At 51.3% G+C, this 17,485-nt stretch carries 12 protein-coding genes and 2 tRNA genes; 4 read left to right on the top strand and 10 right to left on the bottom strand.

Annotated elements, in window-relative coordinates:
- Positions 1–35: 35 nt before the first annotated feature.
- From ACYVH9_RS05260 to ACYVH9_RS05240, 5 genes are all read right to left on the bottom strand, one after another.
- The gene (locus tag ACYVH9_RS05260) at positions 36–3,536 is read right to left on the bottom strand and encodes a SusC/RagA family TonB-linked outer membrane protein (protein WP_460635246.1); all 3,501 of its coding nucleotides are present in this window, start codon (positions 3,534–3,536) and stop codon (positions 36–38) included.
- A gap of 124 nt (positions 3,537–3,660) precedes the next feature.
- Positions 3,661–4,764 (bottom strand): FecR family protein, encoded by a 1,104-nt coding sequence (locus ACYVH9_RS05255; RefSeq protein ID WP_460635245.1) that lies wholly within the window; start codon positions 4,762–4,764, stop codon positions 3,661–3,663.
- Between the two features lie 60 nt (positions 4,765–4,824).
- Positions 4,825–5,445 carry an RNA polymerase sigma factor gene (locus ACYVH9_RS05250; protein WP_460635244.1) on the bottom strand — a complete coding sequence of 207 codons (621 nt, stop codon included), beginning with the start codon at positions 5,443–5,445 and terminating at the stop codon, positions 4,825–4,827.
- Positions 5,446–5,548: 103 nt separating this feature from the next.
- Entirely contained in the window at positions 5,549–5,890 is a 342-nt protein-coding gene (locus tag ACYVH9_RS05245; RefSeq protein WP_460635243.1) for a hypothetical protein, read from the bottom strand.
- Between the two features lie 525 nt (positions 5,891–6,415).
- Entirely contained in the window at positions 6,416–6,772 is a 357-nt protein-coding gene (locus tag ACYVH9_RS05240) for a hypothetical protein (RefSeq protein WP_460635242.1), read from the bottom strand.
- Positions 6,773–7,034: 262 nt separating this feature from the next.
- Between ACYVH9_RS05240 and ACYVH9_RS05235 the strand changes: the two genes are divergently transcribed.
- Positions 7,035–7,613 (top strand): GNAT family N-acetyltransferase, encoded by a 579-nt coding sequence (locus ACYVH9_RS05235; protein ID WP_460635241.1) that lies wholly within the window; start codon positions 7,035–7,037, stop codon positions 7,611–7,613.
- 211 nt (positions 7,614–7,824) lie between these two features.
- Here the strand turns inward: ACYVH9_RS05235 and ACYVH9_RS05230 are convergent.
- From ACYVH9_RS05230 to ACYVH9_RS05220, 3 genes are all read right to left on the bottom strand, one after another.
- Positions 7,825–7,910: transfer RNA gene (locus ACYVH9_RS05230), tRNA-Leu, on the bottom strand.
- A 46-nt stretch (positions 7,911–7,956) separates the two neighbouring features.
- Positions 7,957–8,029: transfer RNA gene (locus ACYVH9_RS05225), tRNA-Gly, on the bottom strand.
- Between the two features lie 293 nt (positions 8,030–8,322).
- Positions 8,323–9,063 carry a glycosyltransferase family 2 protein gene (locus tag ACYVH9_RS05220; protein ID WP_460635240.1) on the bottom strand — a complete coding sequence of 247 codons (741 nt, stop codon included), beginning with the start codon at positions 9,061–9,063 and terminating at the stop codon, positions 8,323–8,325.
- A 193-nt stretch (positions 9,064–9,256) separates the two neighbouring features.
- Between ACYVH9_RS05220 and ACYVH9_RS05215 the strand changes: the two genes are divergently transcribed.
- Positions 9,257–10,330, top strand: a complete 1,074-nt coding sequence (locus tag ACYVH9_RS05215; protein WP_460635239.1) for a TerC/Alx family metal homeostasis membrane protein — start codon at positions 9,257–9,259, stop codon at positions 10,328–10,330.
- A 105-nt stretch (positions 10,331–10,435) separates the two neighbouring features.
- Positions 10,436–14,503 carry an AAA domain-containing protein gene (locus ACYVH9_RS05210; RefSeq protein ID WP_460635238.1) on the top strand — a complete coding sequence of 1,356 codons (4,068 nt, stop codon included), beginning with the start codon at positions 10,436–10,438 and terminating at the stop codon, positions 14,501–14,503.
- On the opposite strand, the gene ACYVH9_RS05205 is transcribed toward ACYVH9_RS05210, so the two are convergent.
- Positions 14,464–15,783, bottom strand: a complete 1,320-nt coding sequence (locus ACYVH9_RS05205; protein WP_460636446.1) for an APC family permease — start codon at positions 15,781–15,783, stop codon at positions 14,464–14,466. The two genes, ACYVH9_RS05210 and ACYVH9_RS05205, sit on opposite strands and share 40 nt — an antisense overlap.
- 129 nt (positions 15,784–15,912) lie before the next feature.
- A complete protein-coding gene (locus ACYVH9_RS05200; protein WP_460635237.1) occupies positions 15,913–16,821 on the bottom strand; it encodes a LysR family transcriptional regulator in 909 nt (302 codons plus the stop codon).
- A gap of 96 nt (positions 16,822–16,917) precedes the next feature.
- Between ACYVH9_RS05200 and ACYVH9_RS05195 the strand changes: the two genes are divergently transcribed.
- On the top strand, positions 16,918–17,319 hold the full coding sequence (locus tag ACYVH9_RS05195; protein WP_460635236.1) for a hypothetical protein: 402 nt from the start codon (positions 16,918–16,920) through the stop codon (positions 17,317–17,319).
- Positions 17,320–17,485: the final 166 nt, after the last annotated feature.

The following is a 17,485-nucleotide window of genomic DNA, read 5'->3' as shown; positions in this document are numbered from 1 at the left end:
AACCGTGAACCCAAAATCGTAAACTGTAAACCGGTTTAAAATCTGACATTCAGGTTGAAACCGATACTGCGTGTGATGGGCAAGCCCGTTGCTTCCAGGCCAACGAGGTTATCCGACGGAAACCCGAATTGCTCCGGATGAATATTGGGCACCCATTTCTTGAGAACCGCCACGTTGTTTGCGACGGCATTCACCCGAAGCCCCTTGATAAACCGGGCATCCGTTGGCAGAAATTTGGTAAAATCATAGCCCAGCGTGATTTGCCGCAGTTGCCACAACCCGGCATTGTACACGAACTCCTCGGCGATGTTCTGCGACCGCACGGTTTCGTAATACGCCTGAACCCCCGATTTGGTCCGGTTCACTTCGCCGTTGGGATTGACGCCCTCGCCAATCACAAACCCCTCATCCCGGCCCGCCAGCGTGGCTTTGTGCAATCCGTGCCGCCAGGCGTTGTGGTTGGTTCCGGAAATCATTTTATGGCCAAGTTTGAAGTCAACCAAAACCGATAAGTTGATGCCTTTGTAACTGAACCCATTGGTGATTCCGCCCACCCATTTCGGCAGTGCGCTCCCAAACGAAACCTGAGTGGCAGTGCGCAAAGGCCGCCCGTTTCCGGCATCGAACACCTGCCGGCCCTGCGCATCCCGCAGGTACCCAAAACCGTAGAGCTGGCCCATCGGCTGCCCGACCACCTGCCGGAGTTCACCCGTAAACTCGCCGGTTCCGACCGTAATCATGTTGTCACTGACGCTGGAGCCTAAATCCAGTACTTTCGTGACGTTATAGGCGGCATTGAACGTCAGATTCCAGTTGAAGTTTGTCCGCTTGACGGGCGTCAGGTTTATCAGCATTTCCAGGCCTTTGTTGCTGCTTTTACCCACATTGATCAGCTGCGTCTGGTAGCCACCCGCGTCGGAGGTCTGCGCCCGCAGAATCTGGTCGGACGACACTTTGTCGTAATACGTTAAATCCAGCCCGACGTTGTTGTTGAACAACCGCAACTCCAAACCCACTTCTTTCTCCGACACCCGCATGGGCCGCAGGTCGGCGTTGGGCACCGTCGTTCCACTGATGGTGGCCAGGGGCTGGGCGGTGCCGCTCGGCCCCGGAAACTGCTGGGGATTGATGCTGTAAAACAGGTTGTTGGCATACGGCGACACGTCGGTATCGCTCCCTACTTCGGCATAGGCCGCCCGCACTTTTCCGAAGGTCAGCCAAACCGGCAAGGAATTGGCAAAAGCCTGTGAAAACACAAAACTGGCCGTAACCGACGGATACGCAATACTCCGGTTGGCGGGCGAGAGTGTCGAGAACCAGTCGTTGCGCAGGGTACCGTTAAGAAAAATGTAATCTTTGTACGAAATCTCCGCCGAACCGTACAATGAGTTCACCTGCCGTTCCGAAAAATCATAGATCGCATCCCGCTGCCGGCCGTTGCCAATCGTGTACAGGTCACGCACGTAGAAATCTTGTACCAAAACGTTGTGCCGACTAATTTTCCGGTACATCTGGTTACCGCCCAGGTTGACATTGACGCCAAAAACCCCGAAGGTTTTGTTGGCGTTGAGCAAAAAGTCGGCGTTCAACTCCCGGACATTGCGCGTGTCCTGTACATACTGCCCGTTCACAAAACCGGCCGGAGCCGCCGGCTGGCGCTGCGTACCGGTGGGGAGGTTGTATTCCTGCTCGCGGGCGTAAAAATCCTGCCCGATCCGGGCCTGTAAAAACAACCAGCTCGTAAAGTTGTAGCGGGCCGTGAGGTTTCCAAAAATCCGGTCGGTATCAATGTTTTCGAATCGTTTCAGCGCAAAGTACGGGTTTGTCCGGTTCGTAAACCGCGACCAGACGGTTTCGTTGCCATTGGCGTCTGTTGCGTATTTTTCCAGAATGTCCAGCGGCATCGAATTGGCCAGGTTGTAGATAATGACCGGACTGAAATCCTGCTCGGCAATGTTGGGAGGATTCTTCCGAAACTCCTTGGAATAGTTGATGTTACCGGACACCGTCAGCTTTTTTGCCAGCGTTTGCGTAAAGCCTAAATTGATGTTTTTCCGGTTGTAGCTGGACCCCGGATAAATGTTGTTGTTGTCCAGGTTGGCAATCGACAGGCTAAAACCGCCATTTTCGCCCCCCGATGACAGCGTCAGCGTATTGGTCCAGGTGCTGCCTTTCCGGTAAAAATCCCTGATGTGGTTCCGTTGCGGCACGTATGGCACTTCGACACCGTCGAACAGAATCTGCGTCATGCCGGGCTGAAACTTCTCCCCGAAACTCCACTGTCCCGACGTCGGAAACGTCGTAGTCGGCCGAACGCCGTTTTCGCCCTGGCCGTATTCGTACTGGTAATCCGTATAATCGAGGGGCGTATCGGACGTAAAATTGGAGTTGTATTCCAGGCCAATACCGTCGCCGGAACCGCGGGTTTTGGTCGTGATCATGATCACCCCATCTTTGGCCCGCGAACCGTAGAGGGCCGACGCAGCTGCACCTTTCAAAACCGTCATGGTTTCAATATTGTCGGGGTTGATGCTGCTCAAACCGTCTCCGCTGTCGGAGGTCCGGTTACTGCCCCGGTCCGACGCATCCCCCCGGGCTCCGTAGTTGGTGTTGTCGATGGGTACGCCATTGACCACGATCAGCGGAGAGTTGTTTCCCCCAAACGAAGACTGGCCGCGAATCCGGATTTTACTGGTTCCGGCGGGGCCAGAACCCAGCGGAGTAATGTTCACACCCGCCATTTTGCCCTGCAAAGCATTCATGAAATTGGCCGTCCGGTTGATCGTCATCTCTTCCGACCCTACCGTTGCGGTTGCGTATCCCAGGCTTTTGGTTTGTTTCTTGATTCCCAGGGCCGTAACTACCACCTCATTCAGCGCCTTGCTTTCCGGCTCCAGCGAAATTTTAAGGGTTGATTGATTGCCCACCGTTATTTCCTGCATCACGTAACCCACATAACTAAACACCAGAACCGTCGATCCGCCGTCAGGGATATCCAGTTGAAAATCCCCGCTGGCGTTGGTCGTCGTTCCTTTTTGCGAGCCTTTGATCAACACGGTTACGCCGGGCAGACCCGCGTTTTTTTCGTCGGTAACCCGCCCCGTCAGTAAGCGCTTGGGAGCCAGACGCTCCGCTCGTTCCCGGAAGTCAATCCCCCCCGGCTCATCGACTGGCGCAGTGCTGGCCGACAACACCACCTTCCGGCCCACCAGTTCATAGTCGACCGGTAAGGGTTTGAAATACTTCACCAACACCTCTTCCAGCGTTGAGTTGTTGGCCTGGATGCTGATCTTCTGCTTTCGCTCAATCACCTGCGAGCTATACACAAACTGCACATCCGTCGCTTTTTCAATATCCGCCAATACCCGTTTGATATCCTGGTTATCAGCGTGTAACGTCAGGCGTCGGCTCAGGTATTCCTGAGCGTTACTCGGGTGAGCAAACGACGCGCCCACCAGCGAGAACATGACCAAACTTTGTGTCAGTGAAAACCGCATAAGTTTCAACCAGAGTTGCCCGGAAAGGTGTTTTTTCATAGTTTTGTTAAGGTTGACAAGTTCTGTTTTCGGAACGCTTTTACGGAGTGGTTACTTTGGCGAGTCGACTCTCCGTGAATACAAGACCGTTGGCAGTGGCGTTGTCACTGCCATTTTTTAGGCATTACCGGTAGCCTTTCCGACTGATTACAATCTGCCCATCCGTTATTTCGTACCGGGCCGAAGAAGCCTTGCAGAGCAAATCCAGTTTTTCGTACAGGGATTCACTCGAAAGGATTGCGGTAATTTTGCAGGCTTCAAACGCTTGCTCATCAAACTGAATGGGAATCCCGTAGCTCCGCTCCAGTTCGCGCAGGATCACCGGCAGCGGAACCTCATCGTACACGAACGAAACCTCCTTTGTTTTTTTCTGAATGGGTGCAGGATTGGCCACCAGGGTTTTGGTCAGATTACCATCGCTCCTCTCGAAAATAGCCGCCTGATTCGCATTCAGAATCAACCCGTTAACCTCTTTACTATCCGGCAGAGGCTCCGCTTTTTTCCGGTATACTGACACCTTTCCTGACAAGACCTGAACGGTCATTTTTCGGTCGATGTCAAACGCTTTCACCACAAACCGGGTACCCAGCACCTTCGTCACCAGCTCACCGGTATACACCATGAACGGCTGCCTTCGACGCGTCACTGAAAAGCTCCCTTCGCCCTGTAAATACACAACCCGGACGTTGCCGGAAAACTGCGAAGGATATTGCAACCGGCTTTTCGGGCTTAGCAAGACCTCTGAACTATCGTTGAGCACAACCCGCAGAAATTGCTGCGTATCATTCCGGGTTTCGACCAACTGAGCAGCCTCATTATCAGACAAACTCATTCCAGGCAAATTCACCTGATGGTTCGTAAAATACCAATTCCATCCAGCTACAAGCGTCACTAAAACCGCTACAGCCCCCCCCCACCAAACACCATAAGCAGGCAGCCAGCGGGGCGAATTACGCAACGAATTATTCTGACGGTAACCACTATACGCTACTGCTTTTTCGATGAATTTTTCCGTTTCTTTCCGAATTTCAGCGTCGCTGAGTACCGCGGATTTTACGGTAGCCGCCCGGATAAACTGCTCGGCCTGCTGAAAAGCTAGCCGTTTTTCCGGGTATTTTTGCAGAAACGAAAGCCAGAATAAACTCCGATTGCCACGGCCCTGTACCCAGTCCCGAAACTCATCGTCCTGAATAAAGTCGTCTACCGTATAGGATTCGTAGTTTTTCATAATTGGTACGGTTTTCAGTTTACGGTTTGTTGTCTTCCCCGGTCAGTACTATGAAGCGCATCAGGCGGCTGAACAATGAAAACCGTAAACCGTAAACTGAATAAATAGAAACGCGATGCTGGTCACCGGCCAGTTTTTCCGGAGGCTGATCAGGGATTTCTGGAGTAGGTTATAGACCGACTGACGGCCCAGGTGCATCACGTCCGCGATTTGCTCAAAACTTAGGTTCTGGTAAAAACGCAGGTAAATCAGTTCTTTTTGCCGCTCGGGCAAGTGGTTGATTACGCGTTCCAGCTTACGAATCTGGTACACCTCGTTTTCTTCTTCGATCCACTGCACATCAGCCGCGAACTCCACGGAAAATGTGTAATCATCCGAAAGGGCGGCCTGGTGCGTCGTGTGCTTGCGCGAAAGCTCCCGTAAAATACGGGATTTGAGGACCATGAGCAGATACGCCCGTACGTTTTCTACGACCTGGGCCGAGCCTTGCTGCTTCCATAGATTCAGAAAGATTTCCTGAATGCAGTCTTTCACAAACTCGCGATCAGCGTGCAGCCGCATTCCCCAATGAAAAAGATCGGAGTAATAACTTTGCATGATCTTGGCAAGCGCATACATATCACCCGCCCGGTATTCCTGCCAAAGCTGTTGTGCTTCTTCCGAAGGTAGCCGTCTACTCATACGTACCGAGTTACAGTGCCTATATGAATAAGAGCCTTTTTTTGGAAAAAGCTAACCCTTGCTTTAAGATTATTTTTCTAAAAAATTAGAAAATACCGCTAATTCATCTAGTTTCATCGGTTCTCGCCAGCCGAATTTGTATCCAATGCTCACGCTGGCGAGCGAATCCCAGACTCTGGATTTTCTGACCAGCCAGCTGCTGCCTAATGAGGTAGTTCAACGCACGGTCACCCGTGTGAACCTGCACCTCGGCCAGTCGTTCGTCAGAATCGATTCGGAAGCTGATAAAGAATGTCGTTCCCGGCCGACCCTGCCGCTGTAGTTCCGGCAGCAGGTAGCGTTTTATCTGGATGGCCAGATGACGGGCTGGTTTATGGTTGAATGCATACAACTGTACAGCGCCGAAGAGCAATGAAAGAATGAATGCAAAAGTGAGCGTTTCCATGATCGGTGTGGTCCGTATCAAAAATACGTTCACACCCAACTCAGTTTCCATTCCGCCCATACCCCATACCCAGGGGACGAAGCACGGTTTTGGCGGGCCGAAAGGGCAGTCTTAGCGGTTTCTTTTTGGACGGTTTGCGCGACGCTACATTACCCTGGCTTTACACACCTACCGGAAAGATCACAAAAAGATAACCCGCGAAACAGGGCCGCATTCCTGAATTTGCAGCAATTTTGCCGGTATACTTCGAGCGCGAAACCGGGCGAGCCTGCTTGTAAGCAAACGGTTTTACGACACCCCGAAGATTAGCAAACTGCGAAGCTGCACACGGAGGTTGATGCGATTTTTCTGCAACAGAAGTGGTAATGAATGGAATGAGCTTTCGACGGCCGATTTGGCAGAGTACCCCATAATCCGGGATGCAACCCTACCGAATATTTAAATCGACCGTCGAAATAACTTCATATAAAATAGGATGAACAAGATACAGGCCCCGCTATTTGCCGGGGTTTTGTGTTTTGACGCTTAAAACCGCGACATGGAAGCCGGTCCTGTAATGTAAAAACTGTGCGATTTCAGCTCCAGAACCGTATCATCAAAATGTTCTTCGAACAAATCCTGTAGCTCGTGAACGTATTGAATATACCGACGGAAGTTGATGCACAGCCAGCAGTTCATGCCCGCTACCAGCCGGGCGTTGCCAAAACTCCACGAATTAGCCATCCGGTCGGGCTGAAATCCGAATGCAATCAGCCACGGTTTGGTCAGCTTAATCGGTTGGGGCGTTTGCGAAGGTTCTAACTCCCGAAGGTGTTTCTCTGTCAATAAAACCGGTTCTTTCTGAACAACGTAATACCGGTTCGTTTTGGGGATGTTTGTCATTGTGCAGGTGGAATCAAGGTATTATCACATGTACGCCAATCGACTGCGCAATATTGCCCTTTTATCCGAATTCGGGCAGAACTTTAGGGAACGGGACCAAAACCACCTGGCCAATTCAATCAACGGCGTCCCACTGGCTTATCCAGCAGCCGAACGAACCGCGCCCCCTGGCCCTTATCCAATCACTTTTTGACTTGGCCCGTGCGGTACCCTAATCAAATTTGTAGCAACTTAGGAGCGGAAAACCTACAGATATTGCGCGATGATTCAGGCCGAGTATACCGATAAAAACCGGGTCGTTGAGATCCTAACCCAAGCGTTTATAGCCAACTTGAGCGTCAATTACGTTATCAGTCAGGGATCAAATCATCGAAAGAGCGTAAAAGCCCTGATGGATTATTCGTTCGACGTATGCTGGCGTTTTGGCGAGGTCTTTCTGTCTTACAACCGGAAAGCTTGTGCGCTGGTGGTCTACCCCGAGCAGAAACGAATGACCCTCCGCTCCATTTTATTAAACGCAAAGCTTGTGATGCGGGGCATCGGTTTCCAAAACCTGAAAAAGACCCTGGCCCGGGAAAAGTTGATTCAGCAGGTATTGCCCCGCGAACGAATGACTTATTTGTGGTTTATTGGCGTCGACCCAGCGTTTCAATCCCGGGGTATTGGCAGCCAGTTGCTTCAAGCGGTTATACAGCATAGTAGCCAACACCAGAGACCGGTTTACCTGGAAACCTCAACGATTGCCAATCTGCCCTGGTATGACAAATTTGGATTTGAAATTTACAATCAGAAAGACCTGACATACCGCATTTACTTTCTCAGGCGAAATCTGCGGATGTAGGAATTTGTTTGTTGCGTCAATAGCAGTTCCGATGCGGGGAGAATCACGACTTTGACTTTCCGCCAATGTCTATTTATTCGTGTCATCAGATTGTAGCCGAAATGCTGATCAACTCACCCAATTTTACTTACTAATCCACGCTCCGCTTCACCCTTTCAAAACAAAAAAGCCATAAGTCGCTAAAAATCAGCAACCTATGGCTCATTACAAGTACCGGGAACGGGAATCGAACCCGTACGGACATTACTGCCCACAGGATTTTAAGTCCTGCGCGTCTACCTATTCCGCCATCCCGGCGCGGTGGTACCGCATTTACAAAAAAAGCACCACATTGGGTGCTTTGAGCGAAAGACGGGGTTCGAACCCGCGACCTCGACCTTGGCAAGGTCGCGCTCTACCAGCTGAGCTACTTTCGCATTCTCGCCGTTACCCGGCGTTTTGTGGATGCAAATATAAGGGGTCTGTGACGTTTGGCAAGCATTTTTTTGAAAAAATTTCATCCCTATTGTCTAGAAAGGGGGTTTCATTCTGATTATGAACCGATTAAAATTCATAAAAATAACAAGAAAACCTCTTTCCCACCCCTCCAGTTGCTTTGCCCGTCGCCGGAGGGAAATACGACCGGAATAAAATGAAATTCAGTCCGGCAAAATTCAGCCTACGGCTTTCCCATTCGTCTGCCGGATCTCTTGATCTGGTGATTTCCCGCTCAGGACAGCAACTTCCACCGCATGATCCCCCAGCGGTGTAATCGGTAACGCAGCGATACGCCCAGAACTCCCAAACCGTAAATACTGCTTCGCCGAAAATTAATGGACGAGGCTTCTTCGAAATACTTGGTCGGGCAGGTTACCTCTGCAATTTCGTAGCCCTTGTAAAAAATCTGGGCGATCATCTCGTTGTCAAAGATAAAATCATCCGAATTGTGGGTAAAATCCAGGCTTCGGAGCACCGCCCCCGAAAACGCCCGATAACCCGTGTGGTATTCCGACAATTTCTGGTTCATCAGCAGATTCTGCGTCAGGGTCAGAAACCGGTTGGCGATGTATTTATAAATTGGCATACCGCCTTTTAACGCCCCTTTTCCCAAAATCCGCGAACCAAATACAACTGGGTACAAATCATTCCCGATCAGGCTGACCATCGCAACAATCAACTTAGGAGTGTATTGGTAATCCGGATGAAGCATCACCACAATATCAGCGTTCAGTTCCAGCGCTTTACGATAGCACGATTTCTGGTTTCCGCCGTAGCCTTTATTTTTTTCGTGGCAGATAACATGACGGATACCCAGTCGGTTAGCTTCTTCGACGGTATTGTCCGGACTGGCATCATCGACTAAAATCACTTCATCGACAATATCGAACGGTATTTCGCGGTACGTCCGTTCCAGCGTCAATCCGGCTCGGTAGGCAGGTAATACAACTACAACTTTCTTAGCATGGTACATATTTGCAAAAATAAGGAATCAACCGAAATCATAACCTGTTACTGATTAGCACTATATTGCAGTCTGGTTCACAAACCATTTTGTTTGCTTATGCAACTATCTGATAACCCGGCGAATTTTGTGCCAAAATGGAGTCAGATAGCCATAATTACATCTACCTATCACGCTAAAAATTTAATTGATTACCCAACTCATGAGTTACGAAACCATATTTTTCACCTGCTTTACGCTCTTCGTCCTGCTGGTCATGGCCTTCGATTTGGGGGCTTTTACGAAGCAGAGAAGCCACGTGGTCAGTTTTAAAGAAGCCGGCACATGGAGCGCCATCTGGGTCGCGCTCTCCGTTGCCTTTTATTTTTTCCTCAAAAACTTCGGTTACCTCATTCACGGCATTACCGACATGGCCCGGCTGGAAGAAATCCAAAGCCGGTATGCCAGCCACGTCGATCTGGTTCCGGGCAATTTTGAGCAGAGCCTGGCGGCTTTCCAGAACAATATGGCGCTGGAATACATCACGGGTTACCTGGTCGAATACTCGTTATCCGCCGACAACATTTTTGTATTCATCATGATCTTCGCGTCGTTCGGCGTGCGGGAGAAGTTTTACAAAAAGATTCTGGTTTGGGGGATTCTGGGGGCCATCATCCTGCGGTTTATCTTTATTTTCGTCGGATCGGCCCTTCTGCAACGGTTCGACTGGATCATCTACATCTTTGGTGCATTCCTGGTGTACACCGGCGTCAAGCTGTTTTTTGAAAAGGATGAAGACCAGCAGATGGAACCGAAAAACCACCCCGTGGTGAAAATCGCGTCCAAATACCTGAATGTGTACCGCCGGAATGTCATCGATCACTTTTTCGTCCGTCGGAAAACCGACCGCAAGCTGTTCGTAACGCCCCTGTTCATCGTCGTCATCGTCGTCGCTTTTACGGACCTGGTGTTTGCGGTCGATTCCATTCCGGCCATTTTCTCCATCACCAAAGATCCGTACATCGTCTTTTTCTCGAACGTATTTGCCATTATGGGCCTCCGGTCGATGTTCTTCTTCCTGTCGAGCATCATGAATCAGTTCCGCTTCCTCAAGACCGGTCTGGCCGTCCTGCTGACGTTTATCGGTTTGAAGATGATCTTCCACAGCCAGCTGGAATCCATTGGTTTTGAGACGGTTTACTCCCTGTATGTCATTCTGACCATTCTGGGCGTTAGTATTGTGGCCTCCTGGCTGATTCCGGAGAAAAAGAAAGAAACGGAAGAAATAGAGGTGTAAGATACTCCTCCACGGGGCCAACCCAGGCGGCCCCGTGGAGGCCGCTATTATTCAAACTTAACTACGTTAATCGGCGCACGGTACTTAACCCGTGGGTCCGTACCTATGCAATTAGCGCAATCCGTTCTGAAAGCCTACCTGAAACGGCTGACCAACCTCAGCAGCCGAAACCGTTCGCTGTTGCTGACAAGTCTGCCCGCCGAACAGTTTCTGGATTTGCACGAAACGGATTTTCTGGACAACAAACCGTCGTTCGATCTCATCCGGCAGTTGATCGCCCGTCGCCCGGCCATTCCGCTCTGCGATGTACTCGATAGTCGATTGGCGAAAGTGAATGAGGTCAGTAAAAAGCTCCGGAAAATTGCCCGAACCGACCGGTTTATCGAGGAGGAACGCGGTTCGAAGGATCTGTACGTAGCCTATCCGTTCGTGCGTGGCAAACTCGCCGATGGAACGGTTATTCACGGCCCGTTGCTGTTTTTTCCAGTTCACCTGGAACAGCAGGGTGACAAATGGGTGCTGATACGCCGGGCCGACGAACCGATTACGCTCAACCGTAGTTTTTTGATGGCGTATGCCTACTATAACCAGTACATTTTGCCCGATGCGGTGCTGGAACATACCCTGGATGAATACGAAAAAGACGCTACGGTTTTTCGAACGCAGCTGTATGAATGGCTGAAAGATAGCCCACTAGAAATTAATTTCAACCCGGATCTTTTCACGGATCAATTGCAGTGGTTCAACGCCCTAAAAAAGTCGGAGCTGGAAAAGCTCGACCGAACCGGCGAACTGAAACTATACTCCGAAGCCGTGCTGGGCATTTTCCCGCAGGCCGGTTCGTACCTGGTGCCGGACTACGAAGAGTTATTGATCGAAGAGAAAACAGAACGAGTGGAAGGCCACGAAGAAGGCTCACTTTTGCCTTTCGCGCGCCCCTCCTCTCCTCTCACTGACATCCGCGAAGAAAACCTGCATACGCCCCTACCCATCGATGCTTCGCAGGAAGAAGCCATTCGGCGCATCAAAGCGGGCGAGTCGATGGTGGTGCAGGGCCCGCCGGGAACCGGAAAATCGCAGCTGATCGGGAATCTGATGGCCGATTTTGCCGCACAAGGCAAACGGGTATTGCTTGTCTGCCAGAAACGGGCCGCGCTGGATGTTGTGCATGAGCGGCTGCGCCAGGTCGGTATGCAACCTTTTTCGGCCCTGATTCACGATTTCAAGAACGATCGTAAGGCGCTGTACGACCAGCTAGCCGGACAGATTGAGCAGGTAGAAGGGTACCGGAAGCAAAATTTCAGCCTGGATGCCATTTTGCTGGAACGAAATTTCGATCAGGAAAGCCGCCGGATCGATCAGACACTGGCAGAGCTGCAAACGTTCAAAGAAGCGCTTTTCGATGAAACCGAAGCGGGCATTTCGGTAAAACAACTGTACCTGAGCAGCGATCCAACGGCGGAGACCATTCCGATTGCCGATTTATACACCCATTTTCGGCCCGATTCGGTCGCCGACTTTGCAGGAAAGCTCCGGGAATATGGCGCTTACCTGGATCGCCTTGGGCCCGAACACCCCTGGGCCGATCGACGTTCTTTTGCCGCTTTTTCATTTGCCCAGGTGCCCACGCTCCGAAAACTGTTAAATGAATTACCGGATTTTATTCAAATTATCCATTCGCAGGCCCAAACGCTGGCCAACCGGGCCTTTTCATTGACCGACTGGCAAACCGTCCAGGAAGAAGAATGGGAAACGACGGCTTTGCTGACGTTCCTGAATGCCGAGCCCGCAGAACCACGCTGGCAGTGGCTCCGCCGAATCCAGCAACACCCGCACCACCCGCTGTTGCTCACCGATTCCGACGACCTGGAACGGCTTGAAAACGAACTCCGGGACTGCCTGTCTGGCAACGGCCTTGAACAGAGCCTGCCGGTCAGCGACTTACCCAATACGGCGCACCGACTCCAGGAAGCCATTCATAACCGTTCCTCGTTTGTCGGACGGACGGTTTGGGGCCTGTTCAGTAAAGATAAAGCTGGTTTGCAGCAACTCGCAGCCGCCAACGGTTTGCCATTTGCCGACGACACCTTACCGGTTTTGCTGGAAAAAGTGCAACGACGAATCCGGTTCGAATTGCTCCGTCAACAGATCGAACAGCGACTGGGCGAACAGATCACGCCAGAAACCGTGCTGCAAACCGTTCGCGTGGTTCGGCAGGCGCTCGAAACTTTCCGCCGGTTGAACGCCATTCCCTGGCTGGCCCAGCTACCCGAGTCGCGTCTGAAAACGGTTGGAGAATTTACCCAAACCGTCCGGTACTTGCTCGACACCAGTCGTAACGTTTCTGCCCGGTTAGGCCAGTGGCAGGTCTTTTTGAGCGATTCGCAAATTCAACAGCTCTGGCAGCATCCGGATTTGGCCAGCACACTGGTCCAAACACTGGAACAGGACATTGATTTATTGACTGAAGCGGATCAACTGAAGGAGCGGTTTTCGAGTGCCGAACGCGAAATCGTGCAGCGTTTGGGCGAACCCTTGTCGGTCGAGCGGTTTTTGAACAGCCTGCACTTGGCCTGGATTGAACACCTCGAAGTCCAAAATCCCATTCTGCGCGGGGTTTCCTCCCTGAAAATCGACCAGTTGGAGTCAGCCTTGCAGGAAAGCGTTCAACAGAAACAAACCCTCAGCCGCCAGATTCTGCTGGTGAAACTCCGCGAACGGACCTACCAGAACCTGGCTTTCAACCGACTCAATAACCTCGTTACCTACCGCGACCTGAACCATCAGGTCACCAAAAAACGAAACATCTGGCCCATTCGGAAGCTCATGGAACAGTTTTCGGACGAAGTTTTTCAGCTTGTTCCCTGCTGGATGGCTTCGCCGGAATCGGTATCGGCGATTTTTCCGATGAAACCGGAGCTGTTCGATCTGGTCATTTTCGACGAAGCCTCGCAGTGTTTTGCCGAAAACGGGATTCCGGCCATGTACCGCGCCAAACAGGTGGTCGTTACCGGCGACAGCAAACAATTGCAGCCCAGTGACCTGTACCGCATCCGGTTCGAAACCACTCCCAACGAAGAAACCCCCGTTGAACTGGAAGTAGAATCGCTGCTGGATTTGACCACACACTATTTTCCGCAAACCCAATTGCGTGGTCACTACCGCAGTCGTTCGATTGATCTGATTGATTTTTCCAATCGGCTGTTTTACAGAAATTCCCTGCAACTGCTCCCTGATTTCCATCAGCTCAACCGCCAGGAACCCGCCATCCGGTACCTCAACGTCAAGGGAGTCTGGGAAAACAACACCAACCAGGCCGAAGCCCGCACCGTTGTTGAGTTGATCGATCAGTTAATCACCGAACTACCGGGGCGCTCCATCGGCGTCGTAACGTTCAACTTTCAACAGCAGCAGCTGATTCAGGAATTGCTGGAAGAACGTGCGTTGGCACGCGTGGGTGGTCTTTCGGAAGCAGTGAATGCCAAGGCGGTGACGGAATTTAAATCCGATACGGCGCACCCGGCCACCGCTGCTACACCAGCGGCTTCCGGCGAAACCACCTTCGTAAAGAACATTGAAAACGTGCAGGGCGACGAACGCGATGTGGTCATTTTTTCCATCGGCTACGCACCGGACGCCCACGGAAAACTATCGGCTCAGTTTGGGAGCCTGAACGCGAAAGGGGGCGAAAACCGCTTGAACGTGGCTGTAACGAGAGCACGGGAACGCATATACGTTGTCACGAGTATTTATCCGCAACAACTTACGGTAGACAATACAGCCAACGAAGGCCCCAAAATTCTGAAGCAATACCTCGAATACGCCCTTTCGGTGGCTGAAGGAGCGTATTTGCCCCAGCCTCGCAAGTCCGGGCGAATTTCCGGAGCTCGTTTGCTCAAGGATGAATTGAAAGATAGCCAACACGGGCTGATCGAGGAACTACCTTTTGCGGATCTGACCCGAAAAACCGCCGGACACTATGCCGGGTTGCTGCTCACTGACGATAATTTATACTACGAAAGCAGCCCGAAAGACGCGCACGCGTACACCCCTTTCGCCCTTCGGTTAAAAAACTGGCCGTTTCAGCGGGTTTACAGTCGCGAGTATTGGCGGGGCCGTTTGGGAAAACTCCATCAGGAATCGAGCGAATCAACCCGGGGCGAAGCAGACTGATCAGCCGTTTCAAACGGCCACTGTTTTCGGATCCGGGCGGTAACCAGGAATACCACGATGCCCAGTCCAATAACCGTTAACCCTGATAACATAAAAGTAGGCCCGGTTGAGATAAAAATGAACGTCCAGATGCCAATAACCAGCAAAACCGGCAGTGGATAGAGCGGCATTTTAAACGGAAAAGAACCTGCCTGCTTGCGCCGGTGCAGTAGCAAAAGCCCAATGGCCTGCCCAATAAACTGCACCACGATGCGCATCGCCAGAATGGCGGTAATGACGTCGGATAAGCGAAAAAGCAGGCTGAAGCCGAATCCTAAACCGCCCAGAAACAGCAGCGAAATGTACGGAAAACGGCGAGTCGGGTGCAGTTTGGCAAAGATGCGGAAAAACTGGCCGTCGGCGGCTGCCGCGTACGGAACCCGCGAATACCCCAGCAAAACCGCAAACAGGGACGAAAACGCCACAATCAGCACCATGAAAGTAGCGATAGAGCCAGCCTGGGTTCCGTACAAACGTTCAATAACGGCACTGATGATAAACTCGCTGTGCTGGGCTTCCTGCCAGGGAATGACCTTGACGACGCTCCAGTTCATGGCCAGGTACAAAACCGCGATTCCAACCACCGAAATCAACATACTAATCGGAATAATACGCGATGGGTTGCGGATTTCGCCCCCCAAATGACAGACGTTGTAGTAACCCAGGTAGCAATAAATGGTTTTCACGGAAGCAATGCCCAGCCCCGCCCCAAAGAGTCCGGTAATGGAATCGCCGGATGGCAACGCTAGCGAAACCGTTTGCTGGCCGCCCGTCAGACCGCCCCAGATGATCCAGCCCAGCGTGGCCAACACACACGCCCAGAGCAGAATGCTAATGCGGCCAATGGATTCAATTTTACGGTACAACAGCAGGGTGATTAGAATAACAACACCCCCGGATACGGCCTTCCGCTCCCACTCGCCCAGCGGAACCAGGTAAGATGTATACTGCGCGAAACCAATGGCACCCGACGCTACCACCAGCGGAGCCTGAATCATGGTTTGCCAGACATACAGAAAGGAAAGCATTTTGCCCCAGCGGTTTTCACCGTAGGCTATTTTCAGAAAATTATAACTTCCTCCGGCCTGTGGATAAGCCGCGCCCAGTTCAGACCAAACCAGCGCATCGATCAGCGAAATAACCGCTCCCAAGATCCAGGCCCACAGAAAATGCGGCCCGCCCATGAGTTGAATGACCAGCGGTAACACCACAAAAGGACCGATGCCGACCATATCGATCATATTTAAAGCCGTGGCTTGCCATAGCCCCAGTCGCCGGGGAAGAGGGGCAGAATCCGTAGAAGAAGACACTAGTCAGGTTAGTTAAAAACGGTAAATAATGGATTATAGGCAATCGGCAACAGCTTACCATCAAGCCGAACACATCACGGCGTACCCGTCGAGTTCCTTCATATACGACGCCAGCTTTTCGATAAAAGCTACGGTATAGGGCGGCAGTTGCTTGTTTTTCAGGGTCGCGGCATACCACGTCCGCAGCATACGGTTTTCGGTCAGCGCAATGGCCGCGATCTCGCCCGACCGCAGGTAGGGCCGAACCACCCAATTGGGCAGCATGGCTACGCCCATTCCGGCTTTTACCATTTCCAGAATGGCTTCCGTCAGCGTCATTTTATAAAGCCGGGGAGGACGCCGGTCTTTGTACAGCATATTAAAGTTGGTGCTGCGCTCTTCCGGAATGTTGTACATGATGTAGTTCTGATCGGCAAACTCGTCGGCCGTTACCCATTCGCGTCCGGCCCATTCGTGATCGGGCGCGACAATAACCACAAATTCATCCTGAAAGAGCGGAGTGTAGTTGAATTTGGGATTGATGGCATCTTCCAGAATGGCCACATCAATCCGGTTTTCGAGCAAATACCGAAAAGCGTGATGCGTGCCGTCGATCTCGATTTTTACGTCCACTTTTGGATAAACCGCCCGGTATTCGCGCAAAAAACCCGACAGCCAGTGGTACGAGGTATAACATTCCGTACACAGCCGAACTTCGCCCGATTCCTTGTCGGTCAGCCGCTTAACTTTTGCCCGGGTCTCGGCCACCTCCTGCAGAATTTTCTCGGCAGCCTCCAACACCACCGCTCCGGCATCCGTCAATAGCATCTGTTTTTTGTCACGGATGAACAATTGCGTATTGAAATAGCTCTCAATTTCCTTCAATTGATGGCTCAGTGCTGATTGAGTGAGGTACAGCCGATCGGCGGCTTTGGTAAGATTACCGCACGTAGCCACCTCTCGGACCATCTGGAGGTGCCGGAGTTCCATAATGAACAAATTTCATGGTTTCGACAAAAATAATTCGTTTTGCTAATAATGCAAAACAACGCACCTTTGTCGCAGAAACTAAACAACAATACGATCATGAAAACGATCCCCCAACAAGTACTAATGACACTTTTTTTCGGATTATTTATTCCGCTATCAAATGCCCACTCAGCTCCACCAGAGCGGATCAACTCCGACAAAAGCGCTTTTGAAATCAACTTATTTCTCGGGCAGCGGGAAAAACTTAATCTAATGCTGGCTGTTCGTCAACCCAAACGTGTGACGATCCGGCTGAAAGACGCCAGTAACTCCGTTCTTTACAAAGAAACACTGATCGGAAAACGGGCGAACCACTGGCGTAAATTCGATTTTTCAACCATGAAAACCGGAACGTACTTCTTCGAAATCAGCAATGGTGATCAGGTTGTGATTCGCCAGATTGAAGTCGGCGCTATCCCGGCAACGGAAACCCAACGGTTTATTTCGTACGCAAACTAACGCCAACGTTTACCGATGCCCGAATGGGAGTTTCCACCAGCCGAAGCTCCCATTCACATTTTATAGGGGTAAAACCGTTCGGAGAATATTGAATCGGATGCACTAGGGAAATAAAGCGTTGGTTTGCACCTTTGCAGGAATGACTACGCCTGTTGACCCCTTGATC

It is taken from the genome of Larkinella harenae, from assembly GCF_054780515.1.
Note: the sequence above shows the minus strand (reverse complement) of the source record. Positions and strands in the feature narration are given on the sequence as shown.